The sequence below is a fragment of the Soonwooa buanensis genome, from assembly GCF_900167905.1.
Classification (GTDB): domain Bacteria; phylum Bacteroidota; class Bacteroidia; order Flavobacteriales; family Weeksellaceae; genus Soonwooa; species Soonwooa buanensis.
In genome coordinates this window covers 17,974-40,512 of sequence record NZ_FUYZ01000003.1, presented here as the reverse complement: position 1 = coordinate 40,512, position 22,539 = coordinate 17,974, and the positions used below count along the sequence as shown (strand labels likewise).

Genomic DNA, 22,539 nt, shown 5'->3' with positions numbered 1-22,539 from the left:
AGTGTCGGTTTTTTTTGTATTATGTTTAAGCTTTATCTAGCTTCACAGTAAAGTGTCTTAAAATCGCTGGTTCTTTCACAATCTTGTAACCTTTGGTGATATCGTTTCTACGCTCATAGACATTGCTAACAGCCGCTGCAATATAATCCATGTGATTGTTAGTATAAGTCCTTCTCGGAATTGCTAAACGAAGAAGCTCTAATTTTGGATAACGATTTTCACGCGTTTCGGGATCACGATCGGCTAACAAAGTTCCGATTTCTACACCACGAATACCTGCTTCAATATAAAGTTCGAGACCTAAAGTCTGTGCCGGAAATTCTTCACGAGAAATATTTGGTAAGAAACTAAGTGCATCTACAAATACAGCATGTCCACCAATTGGCTTTTGTACAGGCACACCGTACTCTATTAATTTATTTCCTAGATATTCAACTTGCGAGATTCGACTTTCCAGATAAGCACTTTCTGTCGCCTCGTCCAGACCAACTGCCAAAGCCGCCATATCTCTTCCCGCCATTCCACCATAAGTGATGAAACCTTCGTAGATAATCGTGAAATTAGAAGCTTTTTCAAAAACCTCTTGATTGTTAAGTGCGATAAATCCACCGATATTCACCAATCCATCTTTCTTTGACGACATCGTCATACCATCACCATAAGAGAACATTTCTTTACAAATTTCTTTGATGCTTCTCTCCTTTTGACCCTCTTCTCTTTGTTGAACAAAATAAGCGTTTTCTGCAAATCTCGCTGAGTCAAAATAAACTGGAATTCCATATTTATTCGACAATTCTCTAACCGCTTTTATGTTTTCTAAAGATACAGGTTGACCACCAGAAGAATTACAAGTCACGGTAACTAAACAAAACGGAATATTTTCTTTTGGATGGGATTTATAAACCTCTTCAAGTTTGTTAAGATCGATATTTCCTTTGAAAGGATAAAGATCATTAATATCAAAAGCTTCATCAATAGTACAATCGATAGCGTGCGCTTTACGGAATTCGATATGACCTTTAGTCGTGTCAAAATGTGAATTCCCTGGTACAACATCGCCTTCTTTTACTAAAACTGAAAACAATACATTTTCCGCTGCACGACCTTGGTGCGTTGGTAGTAGATAAGGAAATCCTGTAATTCTTTCAACAGTCGATTGCAATTCTTGGAACGAGCGAGAACCTGCATAACTTTCGTCACCAGTCATCAAAGCTGCCCATTGTTGGTCAGACATTGCACCAGTTCCGCTATCAGTTAATAAATCAATAAATACTTGTGACGATTTTAAATTGAATAAATTATAGTCAGCCTCTTTTAGCCATTGTTCTCTTTGCTCTCGTGTAGACTGTTGGATATTTTCAACCATTTTAATTCTAAATGGCTCTGCATAAGGTAATTTCATATAAATAATGTTTTGTAGATTTTTAAAAATTGATTTTTTCTAAGTCAAATGTGTTTTTAACCTAAAGTGTTTTTCATATTTAAAAATCAAACATCATTCTGGTGCTTTGAAAACGTTATCATCGCTATGGAATCCAGCAACACCACCACTTACTGCAAACTTCATTGCTTCGGCAGCGCTCATGCCATCAACTTCTTTTATATTATTAAATTTAGTTACAATAACCCAACCCGAAACGGCGTAAGAATGCGGAAGATAAACCGCAATCATCCCATCCATTTTAACGGCTGACATATCGTTTTGAGTTAAAAACCCGATGCGCCAAACTTCTGGGTTCTCATTGGTTTTAACCCAAACAGGCACATTGAATTTCTTTTTATCACCAACAAAAGAACCCATCACATCTTTAAGCGACGTGTAGATAAATTTGATGCCCGGCGTATGTTCGAGGATGTAGTCAACGCTATCAACGATAATTCGACCGATGATAAATTTGTTCCCAAAATAGCCGATAAGTGTCGTCGCAGCAATCACCACTACGAAAACCAATCCCGGAAACTTCTCGGATACAGACGGAATAATGTTATCGATACTAAAAACAATGTACCAAATAATCCATGCCGTAACCGCCAAAGGCCCGATAATAACAAGACCTTGTAAAAAATTTCGGAACGCTAATCCTATATAGTCGTTGAATCCTCTCTTCATATTATCCGTGGATGGTTTCTTTATTTCCGTAAGAACGGATAATTTGGGACTCGTAGTCTAGCCACTCTTCCCAACGTTGATTTACTTTTTCGGGATCGCCCAATTGACGTGCAAATCCTATGAAAGTTGTATAATGATTCGCTTCCGAAACCATCAATTCATGATAGAATTTCTTTAGCTTTTCGTCTTTAATATTTTCTGTTAAAACTTTGAAACGTTCGCAACTTCTAGCTTCAATCATCGCAGCAAAAAGCATTTTGTCAACAATTAAATCTTCACGACTTCCTTGCACAACAAATTTGATTAAATCATTTACGTAATCGTCTTTTCTTGGTCGTCCCAAAACGCCACCACGTTCTTTGATAATCTCATGCACTTGGTTGAAGTGGTCTAACTCTTCTTGTGCAATCGCCAAAAGTTCGGTAACAATTTCGGGATATTCTGGCAACATCGTAATCAATCCAATCGCATTAGTGGCTGCTTTTTGTTCGCACCAAGCGTGGTCAGTTAATATTTCTTCCAAATTGCCTTCTGCAATATTTGCCCAACGCGGATCCGTAAGTAGCTTTAACCTAAACATTTCAATTTTTTTCGTAAAAATAAGAATTTTAAGCGCATTTCCTTTATTTTTAATACAAATTCAGGAATGATGAAAATTTTTAAATTAATAATTCTAAGTCTTGTCGTAATTGCTTGTAATAAACAAGAAAAAATTATAGAAAAACCTGCATTAAATTCTCCAGAACTGAAAGCTGAAAACATTACATTAATCAATCCAAAAGCTAATATTTTAAAAGATAGACTTCTTCCGATTTCTGGTTTTAAAAGAGTTGAAACGCCAGCCAATTCTTGGGAAAATTTTCTACAAAATCTAAAACTGCAGGATTTTGGAAAACCAATTCTTAAATATGATGGCTCCGAAATATCTGATCAAAAGCATCATGTTGGGATTTTGACTTATGACATTGGGACAACCGACTTGCAACAATGCGCCGATGCGTTGATACGACTTCGGGCTGAGTATTTATTTAAAAATGAAAAATATAGCGACATCCATTTTCGATTTACAAGCGGTGATAATTATTCTTGGGACTCTTATGCAAAAGGTATTCGCCCAATCATCAACGGAAATTCGGTGAGGTTTTCGCAATCTGCAAACACAAATCAGTTGAATAATTATCAAGAATTTAGAAAATATTTAGACATAATTTACACTTACGCAGGGACAATTTCTTTAGCTCGAGATTTAAAATTGGATTCCAACAAAAAAGAATTTGAAATCGGTGATTTAATTATCACGCCAGGAAGCCCTGGTCACGTTGTGATGGTTGTTGACAAAATCGAAAACGGCGCCCAAAAACGTTATGCTTTGATCGAAGGTTATACGCCAGCACAATCGATACATATTCTTTCTGAAAACGAAAATCCTTGGTTTGATCAAAAAATTAGCGACAATATCCCAACGCCGAGATATCATTTTAAAAACGCTGTTATTAAACATTTTTAAAATTTAAGTTTATAAAAAACCCGCAATACATTTACGAACTAAATATAATTTTGGTACAATAATTGTGAATTTGAAAAACATTTAACACAATACATCAACATAACAAAATCAAAATTATGGAAAGCAACTTATCAACAAGACTTAAAAGCGTTCTGATTATGCTTTTATCTTTCTTCAGCACTGGACTTATCTTTGCTCAAGACAAAGGCGCAGATTTAACTGTTGACATTAACACCAACAAAGGAGGTGGCGCTGGCGAATGGTACACCAACCCAACTTATCTCATTATCGGTGGCGTTGTACTTATCATTATTATCGCACTTATTATGCGAGGTGGCGGAAGCAAAAACTAAATATTAACAAAAAAAACATAACCGTTTCTTAACTAGAGGCGGTTTTTTTTCGCAAAATATTTAAAATTTTCCAGCCAAAAGCATCTACTTTTTTAAGTCCTTCTGCAATGATAACTGCAAGTACAACATTGATAATATAAACTGGAATTAAAAGCAAAATCCAATTAACATCATCTTTGAAAGGCACAACAATAAAGTAAATTAAAGATGAACTTATCCCTTGCGAAAAGTAAAAGAAAATCGCATTATTTCCGATATACGTCAAAAAGTTTTTATTATTGATTTTCAAACGATTATAACCAACAAACAAGGTGACAACTGCAAAAAGCGTCCAAATAATATATGGTAATTTCGGCGGAAATTTATTCTTATTTAGTTTATAAAACATCTCACCTCCGTAATACCAAAACATTCCGACCAAAGCGATTGCCACAATTCCATACAAAACAGGAATCATCTTTGTAGGGATTTTTTTCCCACGCATCTGATGCGCAATCAAAAACACAGCAAAGTAAAACGCGACATAACCAACTTGTCCATTTGGATAATATTGCGGAAATAAATTGAAAATCAAGGTTAAAGCGACACAAAGTCCGATAAACCAATTGATATGTTTGGGGAAGAATTTAAGAACTAAAACCCCAAAAACCGTCAAAATGTAATAAACCTTAAGATACCAAAAACTTCCCATCACAACAGGGAAAGTATCAGCATTAGAATATTGATGGAGATACCAATTTCCTAGATTTTGCCATTGTGGTTCTACAGAAATATTCTGCGGAACATATTTCCCACCAAATGTCGAATAGAACGATTTGAGCCAATCCATCGAGAAAAATGTCAAACCAAAAACCTTGAACAAATAATCTAAAACAAAAAGAAAAGTCACAAAAATCATATACGTGACCTGTAATTTCAACAATCGATAAAAAGTCTTTTCGATGTTATTACCAGAAGTTATTCCGCTAAGGGCGTAAAACAAAATCACATCAAAAAACAAAGACATCACACGCACTTCTGTCGGCACATAAAACTGTCCTGACCAAAAAACCGTGTGGATAAAAATTACTGAAAGTGTTGCAAAACCTTTTGCAAAATCAATATATAAATCTCTTTTCATTCAGATTATCAAATAATTAAAGGATAAAATTTTATTAAAAATTTGACAACAATATACAACAGAATTAGCGTTTATTAAGACATTTTCACAAACATTTAATTTTTGAGCCTCGATACTTATCCGTATTTTTGGGGGTTAATAAGAAATATGTCAGATATTATACAACTTTTACCCGATCACGTTGCCAACCAAATTGCTGCTGGAGAAGTTGTCCAACGTCCCGCCTCCATCGTTAAAGAATTGATGGAGAATGCAATAGACGCTGGCGCTAGCAAGGTAGAACTTATAGTTCGTAATGCTGGAAAAAATCTGATTCAGGTTGTTGATAACGGCGTTGGCATGTCCGACACCGATGCAAGATTGGCGTTTGAACGTCATGCGACTTCCAAAATTAAAAGCACCGAAGATATTTTTAAAATCGCAACCAAAGGTTTTCGTGGCGAAGCTTTAGCCTCGATTGCTGCTGTTGCTCAGGTGGAATTAAAAACTAAAAAAGCCGAAGCTTCTGTTGGGACTAACATCTACATCGAAGGTGGCGAATTGCAGTTTCAGGAACCTGTACAAACTTTGGAAGGTTCTAACTTTCTAATTAAAAATTTGTTTTTCAATGTACCTGCACGACGCAAGTTTTTGAAAAACGACAATATAGAATTCCGTCATATCATCGACGAATTCCAGCGTGTGGCATTGGCTCACGAAAATGTAGAGTTCGAAATGTTCCACAACGACGAGCCTATTTTCCGACTGAGAAAAGGCGGACAAATGCAACGCATCGTGGAAGTTTTCGGAAGAAAAATTCAACCACTTTTAATCCCGATTAAAGAAGACTTGGGTTGGGTAACGCTTAACGGATTTGTTGCAAAACCAGAAGGCGCTAAGAAAACCCGTGGCGAACAGTTTTTCTTCGTTAATGGAAGATATTTCCGCAGTCCTTATCTGAGCAAAGCTGTACAAGAGGCGTTTGAAGGACTTTTGCAACCAGGTTATATTCCGAGTTTTTTCTTGTATTTGGAGCTTGATCCAGAGAAAATCGACGTTAATATTCATCCTCAAAAAACGGAAGTAAAATTCGAGGACGAAGCTTTAATTTTTGCTCTTCTACGTTCAACAATTAAAAAAGCTTTAGGAATTTATAACATTGCGCCCAGTTTGGATTTTGATAGAGATCCTGCGATGGATGCTTTCTTCCAGCCGCAACCGAGCAAAGCTAACATTGAAACTAGCAGCAGCGGAGGATCTTCATTTTCGAAAGCGGTAAAAGTTGATCGAAGTTTTAATCCATTTACTTCTGAAAAACCTTCTGCAATCGAAAGTTTTAATCTGTCAGAAATGTACAATGCCGATGTGCCAACTGCGGAACCTTCGAAAATTAATCTTTTTGAGGACGACGACGATTTGGAGGAAGATCTTTTCCGACTTCCAAATGGCTATTGGTTGTTTAACAAAGATGGAAAAACCTTGATGCTGGATTTGGGAAGAATACATCGTGTGATTTTGCAATCGCAGCAGAAAGAATTTAAACCAAATAAAAACGGGCAACACCTTCTCTTTTCGATTGAATATCATCTCAACGAAATTGAAAAAAACAAATACAAATCGATTAAAAAATATTTGCCATCACTTGGATTCGATATGGTTATTGCACACGATAATGTGTTAAGAATCAACGCAGTGCCAGAAGGTCTTAAAGAATCTGCGGTTGCCGGATTTTTAGAAAAAATATTTGAGATTTTAGATTACAGAACCGAAGATGACTTCATGAGTTTTTACCAAGATCAATGGTTAAAAGTACACAGCAAATCTAAATTCGATTTTATTTATAAAACTGAAGTAGAACAACTTATAAAAGATTTTATCGACTTAGGCTTTCCACAATATACCGCTTCTGGCAAGAAGTGTTTTGAGGAAATACCTTTCGATGATTTTAAAAATAAATTTTAAAATATGTTTCAAAATATTACGCCAATTACAAAGAACATTATCATTATCAATGTTATTGTTTTTGTAGCTACATTACTTTTAGAAAACTACGGAATATTTGTAACACAGTGGCTTGCTGGCTTTTTTCCGCTGTCGCCTAATTTCCGTTCTTGGCAAATTATTACGCATATGTTTATGCACGGAAGCATTATGCACATTGCATTTAACATGTTAACTTTATTGAGTTTTGGACCTGTTTTAGAACAAGTTTTGGGAGGAAAAAAATTTACAATTTTGTACTTTTTAGCAGGTATCGGAGGTTTTGCTCTTTACAACATTATCAATCTTGTAGAGGTTTTTAGAATTACACAATTTCTAAAAGAAAACGATTATAATATTAACGAAATCTATAAATACGCAACTATCGGCTACGTTGGTGATATGCCTTTTACGTCTTCGAATCCAGAAGTTCAAGAGAAAGCGCAGTCTTTGTTCAACATCTTAAGAACGCCAATGGTAGGTGCTTCAGGCGCCATTTTTGGAGTTGTTGCGGCATTCTCGACATTATTCCCAAATGCGAAATTGATGTTCATGTTTATACCAGCGCCAATCAAAGCAAAATATCTTTTACCAATTATTATTTTGATTTCGGTATTCTTAGGTGTAGGACAATTTAGTTGGGATAATGTAGCACATTTTGCACATATTGGTGGCGCATTAGTCGGCTATCTCTACATCAGAAACTGGAAAAAACACAATAACATTATTGGTGGATAATGAAGGTTTTTAATTTCATTTTAACGATAGGACATTTAGTTATTGCAAGCTTGCTAATGGCAATGCTGCTTAATAATTGGATATCGCCAAGCCAAATTTCATTATTGAATTTGTTGTCTTTAGGTTTTCCTATCTTAATGATTTTAAATATTTTACTTTGTATCTATTGGATTATTTTATTTAAGAAAAGAGCAATTTTATTTTTAGTAATTTCGATTTTATTTATTACGCCAACGCGTCGATGGATTAATTATTCGCCAGAGAAAAAATACAAAGCAGATTTTACACTGATGAGCTTTAATGTAAGAAACGGCACGATGGGTAAAGAAGAAATTGAAAACTATATTTCTGAAAAAGACCCTGATATTGTTCTGCTACAAGAAGCATCAATTGAATTTAATCTCACAAAATATCCTCATAAACTTCAACAATTTCCACATATTCAGTGTTATTCAAAATTTCCTATTGAAAAATTTGAAGATATTAAAACGCAAGTTGATATAGGCAATAGTTTTTATACCGATATTAATATTAAGGGAAAAACAATACGTTTTGTAAACATCTATATGGAACCCTTTCAGATTGATAAGCAAATGGTTAGACCAACCAAATCCATGAACGAAAACGAAGCGAAAGCAAAAGGTTTAGTAAAGAAAATGCTTCCTATTTTTAAGGAACATCAAATCCAAATGCAAAACACGATGACTGCGGTGGACAAATCACCTTATCCTGTTGTCTTTGCTGGAGACTTTAATGCAGTTCCTAATTCTTACGAATATTATTTGGCTTCAAAAAATCTAAAAGATGCTTTTGTGGAAGCAGGAAGTGGAAGCGGAACAAGCTTTCATGAATTTAAATTTCCAATAAAAATTGACCATATTTTCACATCAGAATCGATAAAAGCTTTAAATTATCGTGTTGACAGAAGTGTTCATATTTCGGATCATTTTCCAGTTTTAGCAAGTTTTAAAATCCAATAAAACGATGACAAAATATCTAATTATCCTAGGCGCAATTATTCTTACATCATGTTCAAAAAAAACTGATGTCAACGCCAGTGTGGAAATTCCTGAGAAGTTAGATTATGACACTATTGCGATTGATTCTTTCGCACCTGGAGCAACGCCAGCTAATATGGCACCAAAGGTAATTGTCGTTAAAGATAGCGCTGCTGAGGCCAAAAAGAAAGAATTGGAAACCCAAATTAAAGATCTCGAAAAAAAGAAAAAAGAAGAAGAAAAAAAGAAAGCCGACGAGAAGGAGAAAGCAAAAAAGACTGAAACCGAAAAAACTAAAGAAAAGTCCAAAGAAGAATCTTCGCAAACTCTGACGCCTCCGCCTCCAATTGCTAATTAACTCAAAAATTGCGAAAGTTATTTAATTTCCTAAATAAATATCCTTTAAATTTCCGGTCATTGTTTTAGAAATATTATCTCCGATGTAATATAATTTAGAGTCGAATTTTCTTTGATAAAGATTTACTTTTTGATCGACTTTAACTTCGACAGCTTGTGTTCCATAAGCTTCAGTCAATACTTTAAAGATTTTATTAACATCTTTTTCAGTTAATGATTTAGTCGTTTTATTTTGATAGGCATTAAGCGATTCTTGTAAACTAATATTTGGTTTTTTAAAACTAAACGTATAATTGACTTCTGCAATTTTATCACCTTTAATAAAAGGATTGTCCACTAATTTTACTTCTTTAATTTTGTAAGAAGAATCCCAAAGATTCTGAAACATCGCCATAAAAAATTCTCCTACAGAGGCTTTTACGGACTCCGAAATATCTTTAGAAAAATTAGCATCTATAAACTTATCAGTACTAGCTTTAACTTCTTCGACAACAGCTTTTTTACTTAGATTACCATAGACATCGCTTCCTTTGCTTGTTGGTCGTAGATAATCATTAAGTTCTGCGATGGCGCCATCGTTCATATTCATCATTGCTCGAAAATACAAGCCAAAAACCTCATCTGGCTTTTTAACTTCTTCTTGAGCAAAAATCACTTGCGCAGAAAACAGAGCGACAAGAATAAACGAAATTTTAAAATACTTCATAATGTGTTTTTTCAAGCATTAAATTAAAAATAAAATTCCAATTAAAAACAAAAAAGCTCCGAACGATTTGTCCAGAGCTTTATATAGTTTAAAAGAAATCAATTACATTCCTTCTTCTTCGCCTTTCATTTTCTCAGCATTTTCAGCCATGATAACCGCATCAATCATTTCGCCGATATCGCCATTCATGTACGAATCAAGATTATAAATCGACTTATTAATTCTGTGATCCGTCACACGACCTTGCGGATAATTGTAAGTTTTGATCTTTGCAGAACGGTCACCAGTTGACACCATCGACTTTCTTTGCGCTGCGATATCACCTTGCACTTTTTGCAACTCGATGTCATACAATTTTGTACGAAGCATTTCCATCGCCAATTCGCGGTTAGCAAGCTGAGAACGAGCTTGTTGACAAACAACAACCAATCCAGATGGCTTGTGCGTTAACTGAACTTTCGTTTCAACCTTGTTAACGTTCTGTCCACCAGCACCTCCCGAACGAGACGTTTGCATTTCGATATCAGCAGGATTTAGTTCAAAATCAACTTCTTCGGCTTCTGGTAAAACCGCAATCGTAATCGCCGATGTATGCACACGACCCTGAGATTCCGTTTCAGGAACACGTTGCACGCGATGCACACCAGACTCGAATTTCATCACACCATACACGCCGTCGCCTTCAACCTTCATAATCAATTCTTTGTAGCCTTTCGCAGCTTCGTTAGAATCCGTCACTTCATGTCTCCAACCTTTGGTTTTAAAGTACATCGTGTACATTCTGTAGATATCTTCCACAAAAATCGCCGCTTCGTCACCTCCAGTTCCGGCACGTAATTCCACGATAACGTTTTTGTCATCAGCAGGATCTTTCGGTATCAAAAGAACTTTCAACTCCTCTTCCAACGCAGGAATTTTGTCGATAGCCTCTTGTTTTTCCATTTTTGCTAAATCCACCAAATCTTTGTCTGATCCATCAGCAATGATTTCGTCAGATTCTTCAATAGCATCCAAAGCGCCTTTGTATTGGTCATAGACAACAACAATTTTTCCTAAATCGCTGTATTCTTTGTTAAGTGTCGAATATCGTTTTTGGTCGTTGATAACATCCGGTTGGATGATCAGATCAGCAACTTCGTTATATCGTTGTTTTATCGCTTCCAGTTTTGGAATCAGAGATTTTGACATCGTGTAATTTTAAGAATGCAAAAATACGAATTTTCAATGAATTATTTTTTTGGCTGTGCCCCTTTTGTTTTGCCAATGCTAAAGCCTTACAAAAACAAGCGGGTCGGTCTACGCGCAGTCGCTTTTCTTGTGGAGGCTTCGGCTCCGCTCAGCCACCACAATAAAGAGCTCCAACAATGCGCTTCGCCCTCACAGAGACTACTAACCGTAAATTATTTCTTATCCTTCCCTATTCTGCCCAAATGCGTGTTCTGGAAACTATCTTCGTATTTTAATCCATAACCAACAATTCTATCAAAAGCAGAATGTCCCAACAAAATAGAACCAACAACTTCCAATACCGTTAATCCAAATAAATAACCTGCGATATAAACTAAAACCGCAATTCCCCAATGATGGAAAAGATTATAGAAAAACGCACCAACTTTGGTGTTTACCAAATAACCTAACATAGAAATGTCTGGCGCAAAAAACAATCCCACATACCACCACCATGACCACTCAGTATGTGCAAATGCAAGAATTGATATAATCAAAATGGCTACATATTCTAATTTCAAAAGTACTTTCATAGTCACAATTTACATAAATTTAAATTTCATAATAAAGCAAAAAAAGCTTTCCGAATAAATTCGAAAAGCTTTTTAATATATGTTGTTTCGCTTTGAGTGCAATTCCCAAAACAGAAATTGCCAACTCTTAGTGGTGACCGTGCGTTGCAGGCTTCTCACCAGCAGGTCTTTCGTAGATTACTTCTACACCTTCTTGCTCGTATAGTTTTTGGTAACGTACTTTTTCTGGATCAAAGTTTTTATTGATTTTTCCAAAATATTCAGCAACACCTTCTGTTAACCAAAGTGGAACGATAAAAGTTGCGAACATAAAAATACACCAAAATCCAGCCAAGAACATTGTAATAAAATAGATAGTCCAAAGGAACTGGTAAAACGGCCAAAATGCTGATAACATCATTTTCTTAATTATTTAAGGCAAAAATAGGACATTTTTCTTTTTCTGCAAAAGTTTTACTTATGATTTTTATTTTAAAATTTTTAACATAAAAACCAATTGACTATTTAAGATGATAATAACTTTAGATTTTAATAAAACTACAAATGATTTTTTGTTGACTTTTTACGCTTATTTCTTGTTGACTTAGATTTTCTATCACCAATAAATCGTCTACTTCCAATGTTATTTTTTGATTATTTAATTGTATTTCAGTTTCTACTTTTGCAAAAACAAAGATAAAATCCGCAATGGAATGATTAAATTCGGTTAAGATTTCGACTTTTGAAAACGCGACAGATTTGGAAACCATTACATTAAAATCATTACCTAAACTATGCGAAACAATTTCATCGTTGGAGTCGAATACAAAAACATCTTGTTGCGAATAATGCTCTATTTTATCGTTTCTTCTGATATTTAAATCATTATCTAGCATCACCAAAAAACGTTGAAAATTTTCAAAACGAGTGAAAATAGAAGGTTCTTTTTCTATAGAAGCAGCGCTGATTCGAAATAAAAAATCTCTCTTTGCATAGTTTGTTTCTGGTGGATAGATGAAATACTCGAAGGTTTTTCCGCCATCCCAAATCGAAGGAGTAATATGTTGTTTTGAGATTTTAATATATTTCATTTTAATGAGAGAATTTTTAATCCATATTTTGCAGTAGGCTATATGCCTTAAGCTTTAAGCGATGAAGCTACAATTTATAAATTGGATCAAGCTAGAATATCTATTTTTATTTAATAGACGGGCAGATAGCGTATTGCATAAAGCCTAATGCGTAAAGCAAGTTTAAATCTAATTACGATTATAATTAAAAAACGGCTGCAAAGTTTTATTTACAACCGTTTTCATTTTATAAGTATTTTTAAACTTTTCGTAAAGTTTCTTCTCAGTTTAATGCGCCAAATTTGCAAAGAAATCGTTGCCTTTATCATCGGTAATGATGAACGCAGGGAAATTAACGACTTCAATTTTACGCACCGCTTCCATTCCTAATTCTGGGAAATCTACCACTTCAACAGATTTGATGTTGTCTTTCGCCAAAATTGCAGCTGGACCACCGATAGAACCTAAGTAGAACCCGCCATATTTTCCGCAAGCGTTGGTTACGTCTTTACTTCTGTTTCCTTTCGCAAGCATCACCATACTTCCTCCGTTTGCTTGGAATTCGTCCACATAAACGTCCATTCTACCCGCGGTTGTTGGTCCGAAACTTCCTGAAGGCATTCCTTCTGGAGTTTTTGCTGGCCCTGCGTAATAAATTGGATGATTTTTGAAATACTCTGGCATTGGTTTTCCTGCGTCCAACAATTCTTTGATTTTTGCATGAGCAATATCTCTTGCAACGATTAAAGTTCCGTTCAGTTTCAAACGTGTTTTGATTGGATATTTTGATAATTCAGCCAAGATTTCTGGCATAGGTTTGTTCAAATCAATGGTTACAGGCTCTTCCAAATGTGGCGGTGTTGCAGGTAAGAATTTCTCTGGATTGGTTTCCAATTGCTCCAAGAAAATACCGTCTTTGGTGATTTTTCCTTTGATATTTCTATCCGCAGAACACGAAACGCCCATTCCAACGGGACAAGAAGCCGCGTGACGAGGCAAACGAATCACACGAACATCATGCGTTAAATACTTTCCCCCAAACTGCGCTCCAATTGCACTTTCTTGGCAAATTTTCTGAACTCTTTTTTCCCATTCCAAATCACGGAAGGCTTGACCGCCCATGTTTCCTTCAGTCGGAAGATTATCATAATAACCAGCACTTGCTTTTTTAACCGCTGCCAAATTAGCTTCCGCAGAAGTTCCGCCAATCACCAAAGCCAAGTGGTAAGGAGGACAAGCCGCCGTTCCCAAATCCATAATTCTTTCTCTCACGAAAGCGTCCAAAGAAGCTTCATTCAACAAAGATTTTGTTTTTTGATATAAGAAAGTCTTATTGGCAGAACCTCCACCTTTTGCTAAAAATAAAAATTTGTAAGCATCGCCTTCTTCCGCATAGATATCAATTTGAGCAGGCAAGTTAGAGCCCGAATTTTTCTCATCAAACATCGTTAAAGGAACGATTTGAGAATATCTTAAATTCTGCTCTTGATACGTATTGTAAATTCCTTTCGAAATCCATTCTGCGTCGTTTGCGCCTGTGTAAACATTTTCACCTTTTTTAGCAACGCAAATCGCCGTTCCTGTATCTTGACAAGATGGCAAAGCACCTTGAACCGCCACCGCCGCGTTTTGAAGCAAATTGTAAGCAACAAATCTGTCGTTATCTGTAGCTTCTGGGTCGTCGATAATGTTTTTTAGCTTTTGTAAATGAGCTGAACGAAGCATGAAAGAAACATCTTTCAAAGCGTTTTCTGCAAGAAGTTCCAAAGCTTTTGGGTCAACGGTTAAGATTTCCCTGTCGCCCAATTTCTCCACTTTTACGAAGTCAGAAGAAAGCTTTTTGTATTGTGTATCGTCTTTTAAAATAGGAAATGGTTCCTGATAAGAAAATTCCATAATTTGATTGATTTCTGAAATAAAATTAATTCCCGTAAAATTAAGCATTGCAAAATGCTCTACTTGAACAAAATGAGTAAAATCAGTAAAGCTTATTGATATTTATAATGATTATAAATTGGCTCTGAAAATTATTCTTCCTAATTTTAAACAACGAAAGTTTGGAATGAAAAAAATAGGAATTATCGGTTGCGGTTGGTTGGGTTTTAGAATGGCAAAACATTTTTTTTCAACGCATGAAATTTTTGCGACAACAACGTCTGATGATAAAATAAAAATGCTTTCTGACTTGAGTTTTCAAGCATTTAAAATTGATTTTGATACAGGTGAATTTTTAAAACCGAATGAAATTTGGAAGAATTTAGATGTTATCATTATCACGATTCCTTTTTCTAAATCTGCGGATTTTGAAGTTTTAAAAAACAGATTCGAAAATCTAAGTTCTTTCCTTAAAAATTTTGAAAAACCAATTTTCTTGATGAGTTCTATAGGAGTTTATCCTCAAATTGAGGAAGAAATCTCAGAAACTAATTTGGATGAAAGTTTACTGAATCCAAATATTTTCGGGATTGAAAATTTAATGAAAAAGAATTTTCCGCAAATCAACATTCTGCGTTTAGGCGGATTGATGGGCGATGACCGCTATTTGAGTAAGTATAAAATTAAAGAACCGCAACAAATCGTGAATCACATTCATTTTGAAGACATTTCTAGAATTGTTGAAAAAATAATTGACGAAAATTTACAATCGAAAACCTATAATTTGGTCGCGCCTTTGCATCCAACAAAACAACAAGTTGTAGATTTTCAAACCAAGAATATTGAAGCAAAAATTGAAGAAAGCTTTGGACGTAAAATTATTTCTACAAATTTAGAAAATGATTTGAAGTACGAATTTCTTCATCCTGACCCGAGAAAATTCTAAAACAAAGGAATTTTTGATACAACAAGCAAGCTTAATTTGCGATATTCCTTAAAAATAAATTAAAACACTACTTTTTTCATAAATTATTAAACTTTTAATTATGTTTTTAACATACATTTGTTTTAAACTAATTATTCTCTCATGGAACTTCCAAAATCGATTCGTTTTTCTTCTACAATCGCCGACCCAGAAGCATATATCAAAGAAATGTTTCAAATGCATCCAGATGCGATTCACGACGAACATTCGGGATTTATCGAGATTAACAATGGGATTTTAGATTCTTCTTTTCGCTATGAGCTTTTAGAACAGGATTTATTTTTGTTCACTTTTAGCAGCTATAGTCCTGTAGATGCTGAATACGAGTTTCTTCCAAACCCAAACTCCGAATATCTTACGATGGTTTTTTATTTTACTGAAACACGGACGAAAAACCCTTTATATCTGAAATTGGAAGAGCAATTTTATTCGAGCGACCAAATTTCTATGTTTTTTAATGGAAAAATGAACGCGGAGATTTTCATAAAATCAAAATTAAAAGCGTTTGGATTACGTTTAGACATTCACAAAAATTGGATTGAGAGAAACATTAATCCTATTCAAATTAAAAATAATACTGCTTTTAACGAAATAATCGAAGGTAATAGAAAAACAAGCATTTCTACAAAAACAGAGATTTACAAAGATTTAGTAACCGAAATTTGTACGCAAATTTCAAAAGAATCGCTTTCAAAAAGTTTGAATTTAAAGGCATTATCGTATAATTTAATCAGTAAATTTTTTGATGAAGAATTTGATAGCAATCCGGAAATTAAATTGATAAAAATAAGTTACGGAGAGCTGAAATCTGCTTTAAACTGGATGGAAAAACACGTCAATGGAGAGTTTCCAGGCAGCGATTTTCTGGCAGATTTATGTTGCATTTCCGAGAGTTCATTTAGTAAAAAGTTCAAAACCAATTTTAGGATTTCTCCTGCTCATTATTTTCGAAATTTAAAAATGAAAGAAGCACTAAACCTCCTGCAATTGGGCTATAACGTAAAAGATGTAGCTTATAAATTAGATTATAAAGACGTTTCTGCATTCGGAAGGTCATTTAAGCAAATCTATGGTAAAAGCCCTGCTTTGTATGTAAAAAGTTAATTTTTTTGCACATTTTTTTGCGTTTTCCGCACATTCTAGACCGCTAACTTTACACTTCCATAAACTAATAACCATGGAAGCTCCTTTATATCCTGTTTTTTATAGGGAAGAAAAATTCTTCAAGAAAACGTTTCTTGAATTTTATTTTTTTCTCGAATAAATAATGGGATTTTTTGTGCAAAAAAATCAACTAAAACTAAACCAATAAAAACTAATAACCATGAAAAAAGAATCTTTAACCATCGGCATCTGCCTCTGCATTGCAGTGGGAATGATCTGTTTTGCCATTTGCTTTCTAAAATGTCTCGAAAGCGTAAGTTCTACCATGAATTCTGCAATTATTGCTAGTAATCATGCTCTAAGACGACCCTAAAATGAGAACAAAATTATTTACCCTGTGCTTTGGATGCTCTATACTAATAGTTTCCAAAGCACAAACCGTGGTAAAAAAAGACTTTGATAATTCTAAACCAAAATCTCATTTAATGAATATTGCAGACATTGAAAAATCGTTTAAAACCATATATGTAATTGTGCAAAAAGACTCTGTGAAGCAGCAAAATGAGCGTAAAAAACAAGTTGCCCTTATAAATAAAAGACTGCAAAAAAAATAAAAAACGTCTAACTATAAAAACTAGTTAAAATGAAATTAAGCTCACCAAAAACATTGTTTTTTGCATTGACCCTCGTTGTAAACACAGCGTTTGCTCAAGAAAAAGCGGAAACAAGCGAAGCAAAGCCAATCAACATTGAGAAGCAATTAAAAGGCTTTGATGATTATGCTAATAAATTATTAAAAGATTGGAACTGCCCAGGTATCGGCGTAGGAGTAGTTTACAAAGGAAAACTTGTTTTCGCCAAAGGTTACGGTTACCGCGACTATGGCAAAAAACTACCCGTCACACCAAACACTTTATTTCAGATTGCTTCCAACACCAAACTATTTACCGCTGTTTCTGCGGGTATGTTGGTAGATGATGGCAAGCTATCATGGGACAAACCCATAAAAAACGATGTGCCAACACTCAACTTCTATAACAATGATTTAAACAACACGGTAACCCTGCAAGACATGCTGGGACACAGAACTGGCATCTCTCGCCACGATATGGTTTGGTTTAAATCAAACATTACAGGGAAACAAATCTTTGATAAAATAAAATACCTGGAACCATCCGCACCTTTGCGCACCAAGTTTCTCTACAACAACCTATTATTTTCAACCATAGGCCAAATTATAAGCCAAAAATCAGGCAAATCTTACGAAGCCTTCGTACATGAGAATATTCTCAACCCACTGCAAATGACTACTTCCACCTTTGAGGAAGCTGCCATGCGAAAAACAGGAGATTTTGTTGTGCCATACAACGAAAAAAGAGATTCCGACATATTGTATGAAATACCCATTTATTTTGATGGCGAAGGCTTAAATCCTGCTGGTGGATTGATGTCTAATATCAACGATATTTCTCATTGGTTGATGGCACTAATGAATGATGGGAAATACAATGGCAAGCAAGTAATTCCTTCTGATGTTTTAAAAGCTACTTTAGAACCAGGATTATCATTACCCAATTCACCCAAATATAACGAAATACTCAATGCCAATTATGGGCTAGCACGCATGTCTGTTCCATATCGTGGGCATTTGTTGCTAATGCATGGCGGAGATTTAAACGGCATACATTCACAAATTTCTATGATGCCGAAAGATAACATAGGCGTAGTGGTGTTTGTTATTGGAGATCAAAGTGCCGTTTTGTACAATACCATTACCTCTAATGTTTATGAGCGACTACTAGGTTTATCACAAACCCCTTGGAGCGAACGTTTACTAAAAGATCATATCGATGCCAAAAAAGCAGATAAAGAAGCCAGAAGCAAAGCAACAAATAGCCAAATACCCAACACCAAACCATCGCATCCAATAGCAGATTACCTTGGGGATTTCTCCAATGAACCTTATGGAACGATTACCATTTCCCAAAAAGACAAAGATTTACAATTTAAACTCAATAATCTTATACTTCCACTTCATCATTATCATTATGACCGTTTTGATACTGATAATGATGAAAACTTGGGACAATATTCTATCAATTACAGAACCAATCCACAAGGCGACATCGATGGATTTACAATTTCTTTAGACGAAGGTGAAGTGTTCTTCAACAAAAAAGTAGATGCTAATTTTAGCAACCCGCAAAAATTAAAAATCTACGAAGGCAAATACGAATCCGCAGGAACTATTGTAACTGTTGCTTTAAAAAACGATCAACTAACAATTTCAATACCCGGACAACCCGATTATCAATTGGTCCCGTATAAAGAAAATGAATTTAAGCTAAAAGAATTTTCTGATATTAAAGTGGTATTCAAACTTGAAAACGGAAAAGTGACTTCTGTTACTCAAGTTTCTAGTACTGGCGAATTTGAATTAAAAAAGAAAGAGTAATAGTAAAATCCAACAGAAATTTAAAAACCTGTGTTTGTAAATAGCTCTAACATTAAAGATTAGTTCCGTTTTTTACAGCAAATGATGTTGAAAGTTTCTGGAATAACTTAATTTTTTTTTGATGAATATATGGGATTCTCCGAAAAATGATAAGTAAAAGTCAATAGCACCAAAATTGTTTTTGCAAAAGTAGGCGGATTTGCAAAAGGTAAGTAGGATGAGAATTTAAGTTTTTTTATTCGATGAAATTACAGTCAGATTAATCATAAATTAAGTTTTTAAAAATATAGAATGAAAAGCTTTTTGAAATATCACTCAAGAATTTTGCTAATCATGTTATTGATTTTTGGAGTTCATGTTTTTGCCCAAAAACCAACTAAAGATTACAAATCTGAACTAAAAAAAATTGGCGATTTATACATTCAATATCAAAAAGAAGGTAAAACGGATAAAATTCTTGACATGGCGCAGGAATTTTATCCTTTAGCTGTAAAGTCTGGTAACGACACCATCATGCAAAAAGCATACAATCTGCTTGGAAACGCTTATAGCGGGACAAGCGAATTTGGTCTTGCGCTAGACTATTATCTAAAATCCCTGGCGTTATCAGAAAAACTGAAAACTGATTTCAGGACGGCAATTGCCAACGAAAATCTTAGTTTTTGCTTTTACCAAATTGGGAACTATCAAAAAGGTGCGGAAACTGGGAAAAAAGCAGTGAATATACTTTTGTCTTTGCCAAAAAAAGAGAAGGAATACCCTGGTTATATTCCTAACATGATAAATTCTTATGATAATTTTGCCCTTAATCTTTTAAAATTAAATAGAATAAACGAAGCATTAGCAAGCGTAAAAAAAGGACTGATTTATGCAAAAAAAAGCACACATCCAGATGATATTTATTTCACTACAGGGATTGTTACAGATTATGCTTTAATCAATTTCAAAGCAGGAAATTTTTCTGAAGCCGAACTCAATTTTAAAAAAGTAGATTCTATTGTGCGAGCAAATTCTATGGAGCAATCTTTGGCTTACAATTCCACGAGCTATGCAGAACTTCTTTATGCTAATGGGCGAAGTCAAGAAGCCATAAAGATTGCCAAAGACGGCTTTGATGCCGCTATCAAAACCAAAGATAAACTGAGCGCCATTGGTCTTGCAGATATTTTGCAAAAAGCCTACGACCAAGAGAAAAATATTGCAAAAGCGTACGAATATTCAAAAATTTCTAATGAGTTGCGCAATGAAATTTATACGGCACATAATTTAACAACACTCCAAAATCTCACTTTCAAAAGAGAAAACATAGAGCGGGAAATGGCTTTAAAAAAAGAAAAAGAAAAACAAGAAAGAGCCGAAAATCTACAAAATGCCGCCATTGCTATTGGACTTTTAGCGTTTTTAATTTTATTTTTAATCATCAGTCACAAAGTGAAAGTTCATCCTAATTTTATCCGGTTTTTAGGCACCTTTTCCATGCTTTTGGTTTTTGAATTTCTAAACTTATTGCTTCATCCTTATATCGGCGAATGGACGCATCACCAACCTTTTTTGATGTTATTGTCTTTAGCGTGTATCGCCGGAATCCTAATTCCCTTACACCACAAATTAGAACATTTAATCGTGCACAAACTTTTAGAAAAAAATGAAAAGTTAAAACGACAAAAGCCAAAAATTTGAAGGTTTTTTGTTTTTCTAAAAAATCAAAATTGTTTTAATCTATGTTAAAAAAAATGCTGTGCTAAGCTATTCTTTGTAACTTTATTGTAATTAAAAATTAATTTTTTAAAATATGGATTACAGAATAGAACATGACACAATGGGCGAAGTAAAAGTGCCTGCTAATAAATATTGGGGAGCACAAACGGAGCGTTCACGCAACAATTTCAAAATCGGCCCCGAAGGTTCGATGCCGCATGAAATTATCGAAGCTTTTGCGTATTTAAAAAAAGCTGCAGCGCTTACTAATGCAGATTTAGGCGTACTTCCAAAAGAAAAAAGCGATATGATAGGAAAAGTGGCTGATGAGATTTTAGCAGGAAAACTAAATGATCAATTTCCTTTGGTGATTTGGCAAACTGGCTCTGGAACGCAATCGAACATGAATGTAAACGAAGTAATTTCCAACCGTGCTCATGTTTTGAATGGTGGAGCGTTGGGTGAAAAATCTGAAATCCATCCAAATGATGATGTCAACAAATCGCAGTCGTCAAATGATACGTATCCAACGGCAATGCACATCGCGGCTTATGCAAAAGTGGTTGATGTAGTCATTCCTGCAGTTGAGAAACTAAAAGTTACATTGAAGGAAAAATCGGAAGCTTTTAAAGATATTGTAAAGATTGGTAGAACGCATTTAATGGACGCAACGCCGCTGACTTTAGGTCAAGAATTTTCGGGATACGCCGCACAATTGGAGTTTGGATTGCGAGCTTTGAAAAATACACTTCCGCATCTTTCAGAGCTCGCATTAGGCGGAACGGCAGTCGGAACAGGGTTGAACACGCCAAAAGGTTACGATGTAAAAGTTGCAGAATATATTTCAAAATTAACAGGACATCCTTTCATCACGGCGGAAAATAAATTCGAAGCTTTGGCGGCACATGATGCGATTGTAGAATCTCACGGTGCCTTGAAGCAATTGGCGGTGTCATTATTTAAAATTGCACAAGACATCCGAATGTTGGCTTCGGGACCACGCTCCGGAATTGGAGAAATCCACATTCCTGAAAATGAGCCCGGTTCTTCCATTATGCCTGGAAAAGTAAATCCAACGCAAAATGAAGCATTGACGATGGTTTGCGCGCAAGTTTTAGGAAACGACACCACAATTTCATTTGCTGGAACGCAAGGAAATTACGAGTTGAATGTTTTCAAACCTGTGATGGCTTACAACTTTTTGCAATCGGCTCAATTGATTGCAGATGCTTGTATTTCCTTTAATGATCATTGCGCGGTTGGAATTGAACCCAACTTGCCAAGAATTAAAGAATTAGTAGATAAATCCTTGATGTTGGTAACTGCATTGAACACGCATATCGGCTACGAAAACGCAGCAAAAATTGCAAAAACCGCTCATAAAAACGGAACAACTTTAAAAGTAGAAGCCGTAAATCTTGGTTTGGTAACGCCTGAACAATTTGACGCTTGGGTAAAACCTGAAGATATGGTGGGAAGTTTGAAATAGATGCAAGAGTCGAGAGCCAAGAGCCAAGATTGAGAATTGAAATTTTTTATTTAATGAAACCTTGAATTTGTAGAGGATATTATTTAAAGAAATGTTAAACCCTGAAAGGCTTTGAAAGCCTTTCAGGTTTTTTTTGAATAACCAAGATTGATAGCAGTTGATTGTTGCGCCCCCGATAGAAGCGGTTACCCCACAGCGAGCTGAAAGCGAGCGAGGAGTAAAAGCGGATAGCGGGAAAAGGCGCCCAAATAAAAACAAAAAAAACTCCGAGATAGA

The 22,539-nt window shown here is 35.1% G+C and carries 22 protein-coding genes; 12 read left to right on the top strand and 10 right to left on the bottom strand.

Annotation, left to right across the window (positions count from 1 at the left end; all coding sequences use genetic code 11):
* Nucleotides 1-25 precede the first annotated feature (25 nt).
* The 3 genes from B5X62_RS05490 to miaE all read right to left on the bottom strand — a co-directional run bounded on the left by B5X62_RS05490 (nucleotide 26) and on the right by miaE (nucleotide 2,690).
* On the bottom strand, nucleotides 26-1,402 hold the full coding sequence (locus tag B5X62_RS05490) for a tryptophanase (RefSeq protein ID WP_079666411.1): 1,377 nt from the start codon (nucleotides 1,400-1,402) through the stop codon (nucleotides 26-28).
* Nucleotides 1,403-1,495: 93 nt separating this feature from the next.
* Nucleotides 1,496-2,110 (bottom strand): DUF502 domain-containing protein, encoded by a 615-nt coding sequence (locus B5X62_RS05485; RefSeq protein WP_079666410.1) that lies wholly within the window; start codon nucleotides 2,108-2,110, stop codon nucleotides 1,496-1,498.
* A gap of 1 nt (nucleotide 2,111) precedes the next feature.
* Nucleotides 2,112-2,690 (bottom strand): MiaE family protein, encoded by a 579-nt coding sequence (gene miaE, locus B5X62_RS05480; protein ID WP_079666409.1) that lies wholly within the window; start codon nucleotides 2,688-2,690, stop codon nucleotides 2,112-2,114.
* 66 nt (nucleotides 2,691-2,756) lie between these two features.
* Here miaE and B5X62_RS05475 point away from each other — a divergent pair, with 66 nt between their 5' ends.
* Together B5X62_RS05475 and B5X62_RS05470 are read left to right on the top strand one after the other, a co-directional pair.
* On the top strand, nucleotides 2,757-3,617 hold the full coding sequence (locus B5X62_RS05475; protein ID WP_079666408.1) for a DUF4846 domain-containing protein: 861 nt from the start codon (nucleotides 2,757-2,759) through the stop codon (nucleotides 3,615-3,617).
* A 116-nt stretch (nucleotides 3,618-3,733) separates the two neighbouring features.
* Complete coding sequence (locus B5X62_RS05470; RefSeq protein WP_079666407.1) at nucleotides 3,734-3,970, top strand: hypothetical protein; 237 nt, start codon at nucleotides 3,734-3,736, stop codon at nucleotides 3,968-3,970.
* Between the two features lie 28 nt (nucleotides 3,971-3,998).
* Here B5X62_RS05470 and B5X62_RS05465 read toward each other — a convergent pair whose 3' ends face one another.
* Entirely contained in the window at nucleotides 3,999-5,090 is a 1,092-nt protein-coding gene (locus B5X62_RS05465) for an acyltransferase family protein (RefSeq protein WP_079666406.1), read from the bottom strand.
* Between the two features lie 147 nt (nucleotides 5,091-5,237).
* Between B5X62_RS05465 and mutL the strand changes: the two genes are divergently transcribed.
* The 4 genes from mutL to B5X62_RS15440 are packed head-to-tail and all read left to right on the top strand — an operon-like array spanning nucleotide 5,238 to nucleotide 9,143.
* Nucleotides 5,238-7,031, top strand: coding sequence for a DNA mismatch repair endonuclease MutL (gene mutL, locus B5X62_RS05460; protein ID WP_079666405.1), 1,794 nt, complete (start codon nucleotides 5,238-5,240; stop codon nucleotides 7,029-7,031).
* Between the two features lie 3 nt (nucleotides 7,032-7,034).
* On the top strand, nucleotides 7,035-7,787 hold the full coding sequence (locus B5X62_RS05455) for a rhomboid family intramembrane serine protease (RefSeq protein ID WP_079666404.1): 753 nt from the start codon (nucleotides 7,035-7,037) through the stop codon (nucleotides 7,785-7,787).
* Nucleotides 7,787-8,767 (top strand): endonuclease/exonuclease/phosphatase family protein, encoded by a 981-nt coding sequence (locus tag B5X62_RS05450; protein ID WP_079666403.1) that lies wholly within the window; start codon nucleotides 7,787-7,789, stop codon nucleotides 8,765-8,767. The genes B5X62_RS05455 and B5X62_RS05450 overlap by 1 nt, the downstream gene beginning before the upstream one ends.
* A 4-nt stretch (nucleotides 8,768-8,771) precedes the next feature.
* Nucleotides 8,772-9,143, top strand: coding sequence for a hypothetical protein (locus B5X62_RS15440; protein ID WP_144038305.1), 372 nt, complete (start codon nucleotides 8,772-8,774; stop codon nucleotides 9,141-9,143).
* 21 nt (nucleotides 9,144-9,164) lie between these two features.
* Here B5X62_RS15440 and B5X62_RS05440 read toward each other — a convergent pair whose 3' ends face one another.
* The 6 genes from B5X62_RS05440 to B5X62_RS05415 form a co-directional block, all read right to left on the bottom strand.
* A complete protein-coding gene (locus tag B5X62_RS05440; RefSeq protein ID WP_079666402.1) occupies nucleotides 9,165-9,848 on the bottom strand; it encodes a hypothetical protein in 684 nt (227 codons plus the stop codon).
* A gap of 102 nt (nucleotides 9,849-9,950) precedes the next feature.
* Nucleotides 9,951-11,036 (bottom strand): peptide chain release factor 1, encoded by a 1,086-nt coding sequence (gene prfA, locus B5X62_RS05435; RefSeq protein WP_079666401.1) that lies wholly within the window; start codon nucleotides 11,034-11,036, stop codon nucleotides 9,951-9,953.
* Nucleotides 11,037-11,248: 212 nt separating this feature from the next.
* Complete coding sequence (locus B5X62_RS05430) at nucleotides 11,249-11,608, bottom strand: DUF4260 domain-containing protein (RefSeq protein ID WP_079666400.1); 360 nt, start codon at nucleotides 11,606-11,608, stop codon at nucleotides 11,249-11,251.
* Between the two features lie 127 nt (nucleotides 11,609-11,735).
* The gene (locus tag B5X62_RS05425; protein ID WP_079666399.1) at nucleotides 11,736-12,008 is read right to left on the bottom strand and encodes a hypothetical protein; all 273 of its coding nucleotides are present in this window, start codon (nucleotides 12,006-12,008) and stop codon (nucleotides 11,736-11,738) included.
* 121 nt (nucleotides 12,009-12,129) lie between these two features.
* Nucleotides 12,130-12,678, bottom strand: coding sequence for a HutD family protein (locus B5X62_RS05420; RefSeq protein WP_079666398.1), 549 nt, complete (start codon nucleotides 12,676-12,678; stop codon nucleotides 12,130-12,132).
* A 267-nt stretch (nucleotides 12,679-12,945) separates the two neighbouring features.
* The gene (locus tag B5X62_RS05415; protein WP_079666707.1) at nucleotides 12,946-14,553 is read right to left on the bottom strand and encodes a fumarate hydratase; all 1,608 of its coding nucleotides are present in this window, start codon (nucleotides 14,551-14,553) and stop codon (nucleotides 12,946-12,948) included.
* Between the two features lie 166 nt (nucleotides 14,554-14,719).
* Between B5X62_RS05415 and B5X62_RS05410 the strand changes: the two genes are divergently transcribed.
* The 6 genes from B5X62_RS05410 (at nucleotide 14,720) to fumC (ending at nucleotide 22,263) form a co-directional block, all read left to right on the top strand.
* Nucleotides 14,720-15,478: a Rossmann-fold NAD(P)-binding domain-containing protein gene (locus B5X62_RS05410; protein ID WP_079666397.1), complete on the top strand. Its 759-nt coding sequence runs from the start codon at nucleotides 14,720-14,722 to the stop codon at nucleotides 15,476-15,478.
* A gap of 141 nt (nucleotides 15,479-15,619) precedes the next feature.
* Entirely contained in the window at nucleotides 15,620-16,621 is a 1,002-nt protein-coding gene (locus tag B5X62_RS05405; RefSeq protein ID WP_079666396.1) for a helix-turn-helix domain-containing protein, read from the top strand.
* A gap of 374 nt (nucleotides 16,622-16,995) precedes the next feature.
* Nucleotides 16,996-17,235 (top strand): hypothetical protein, encoded by a 240-nt coding sequence (locus B5X62_RS05400; RefSeq protein ID WP_079666395.1) that lies wholly within the window; start codon nucleotides 16,996-16,998, stop codon nucleotides 17,233-17,235.
* Nucleotides 17,236-17,264: 29 nt separating this feature from the next.
* Nucleotides 17,265-19,076, top strand: a complete 1,812-nt coding sequence (locus B5X62_RS05395) for a serine hydrolase (protein ID WP_079666394.1) — start codon at nucleotides 17,265-17,267, stop codon at nucleotides 19,074-19,076.
* Nucleotides 19,077-19,367: 291 nt separating this feature from the next.
* Nucleotides 19,368-20,756: a tetratricopeptide repeat protein gene (locus B5X62_RS05390; protein WP_144038304.1), complete on the top strand. Its 1,389-nt coding sequence runs from the start codon at nucleotides 19,368-19,370 to the stop codon at nucleotides 20,754-20,756.
* A gap of 112 nt (nucleotides 20,757-20,868) precedes the next feature.
* Nucleotides 20,869-22,263, top strand: coding sequence for a class II fumarate hydratase (fumC, locus tag B5X62_RS05385; RefSeq protein WP_079666392.1), 1,395 nt, complete (start codon nucleotides 20,869-20,871; stop codon nucleotides 22,261-22,263).
* Nucleotides 22,264-22,539 lie beyond the last annotated feature (276 nt).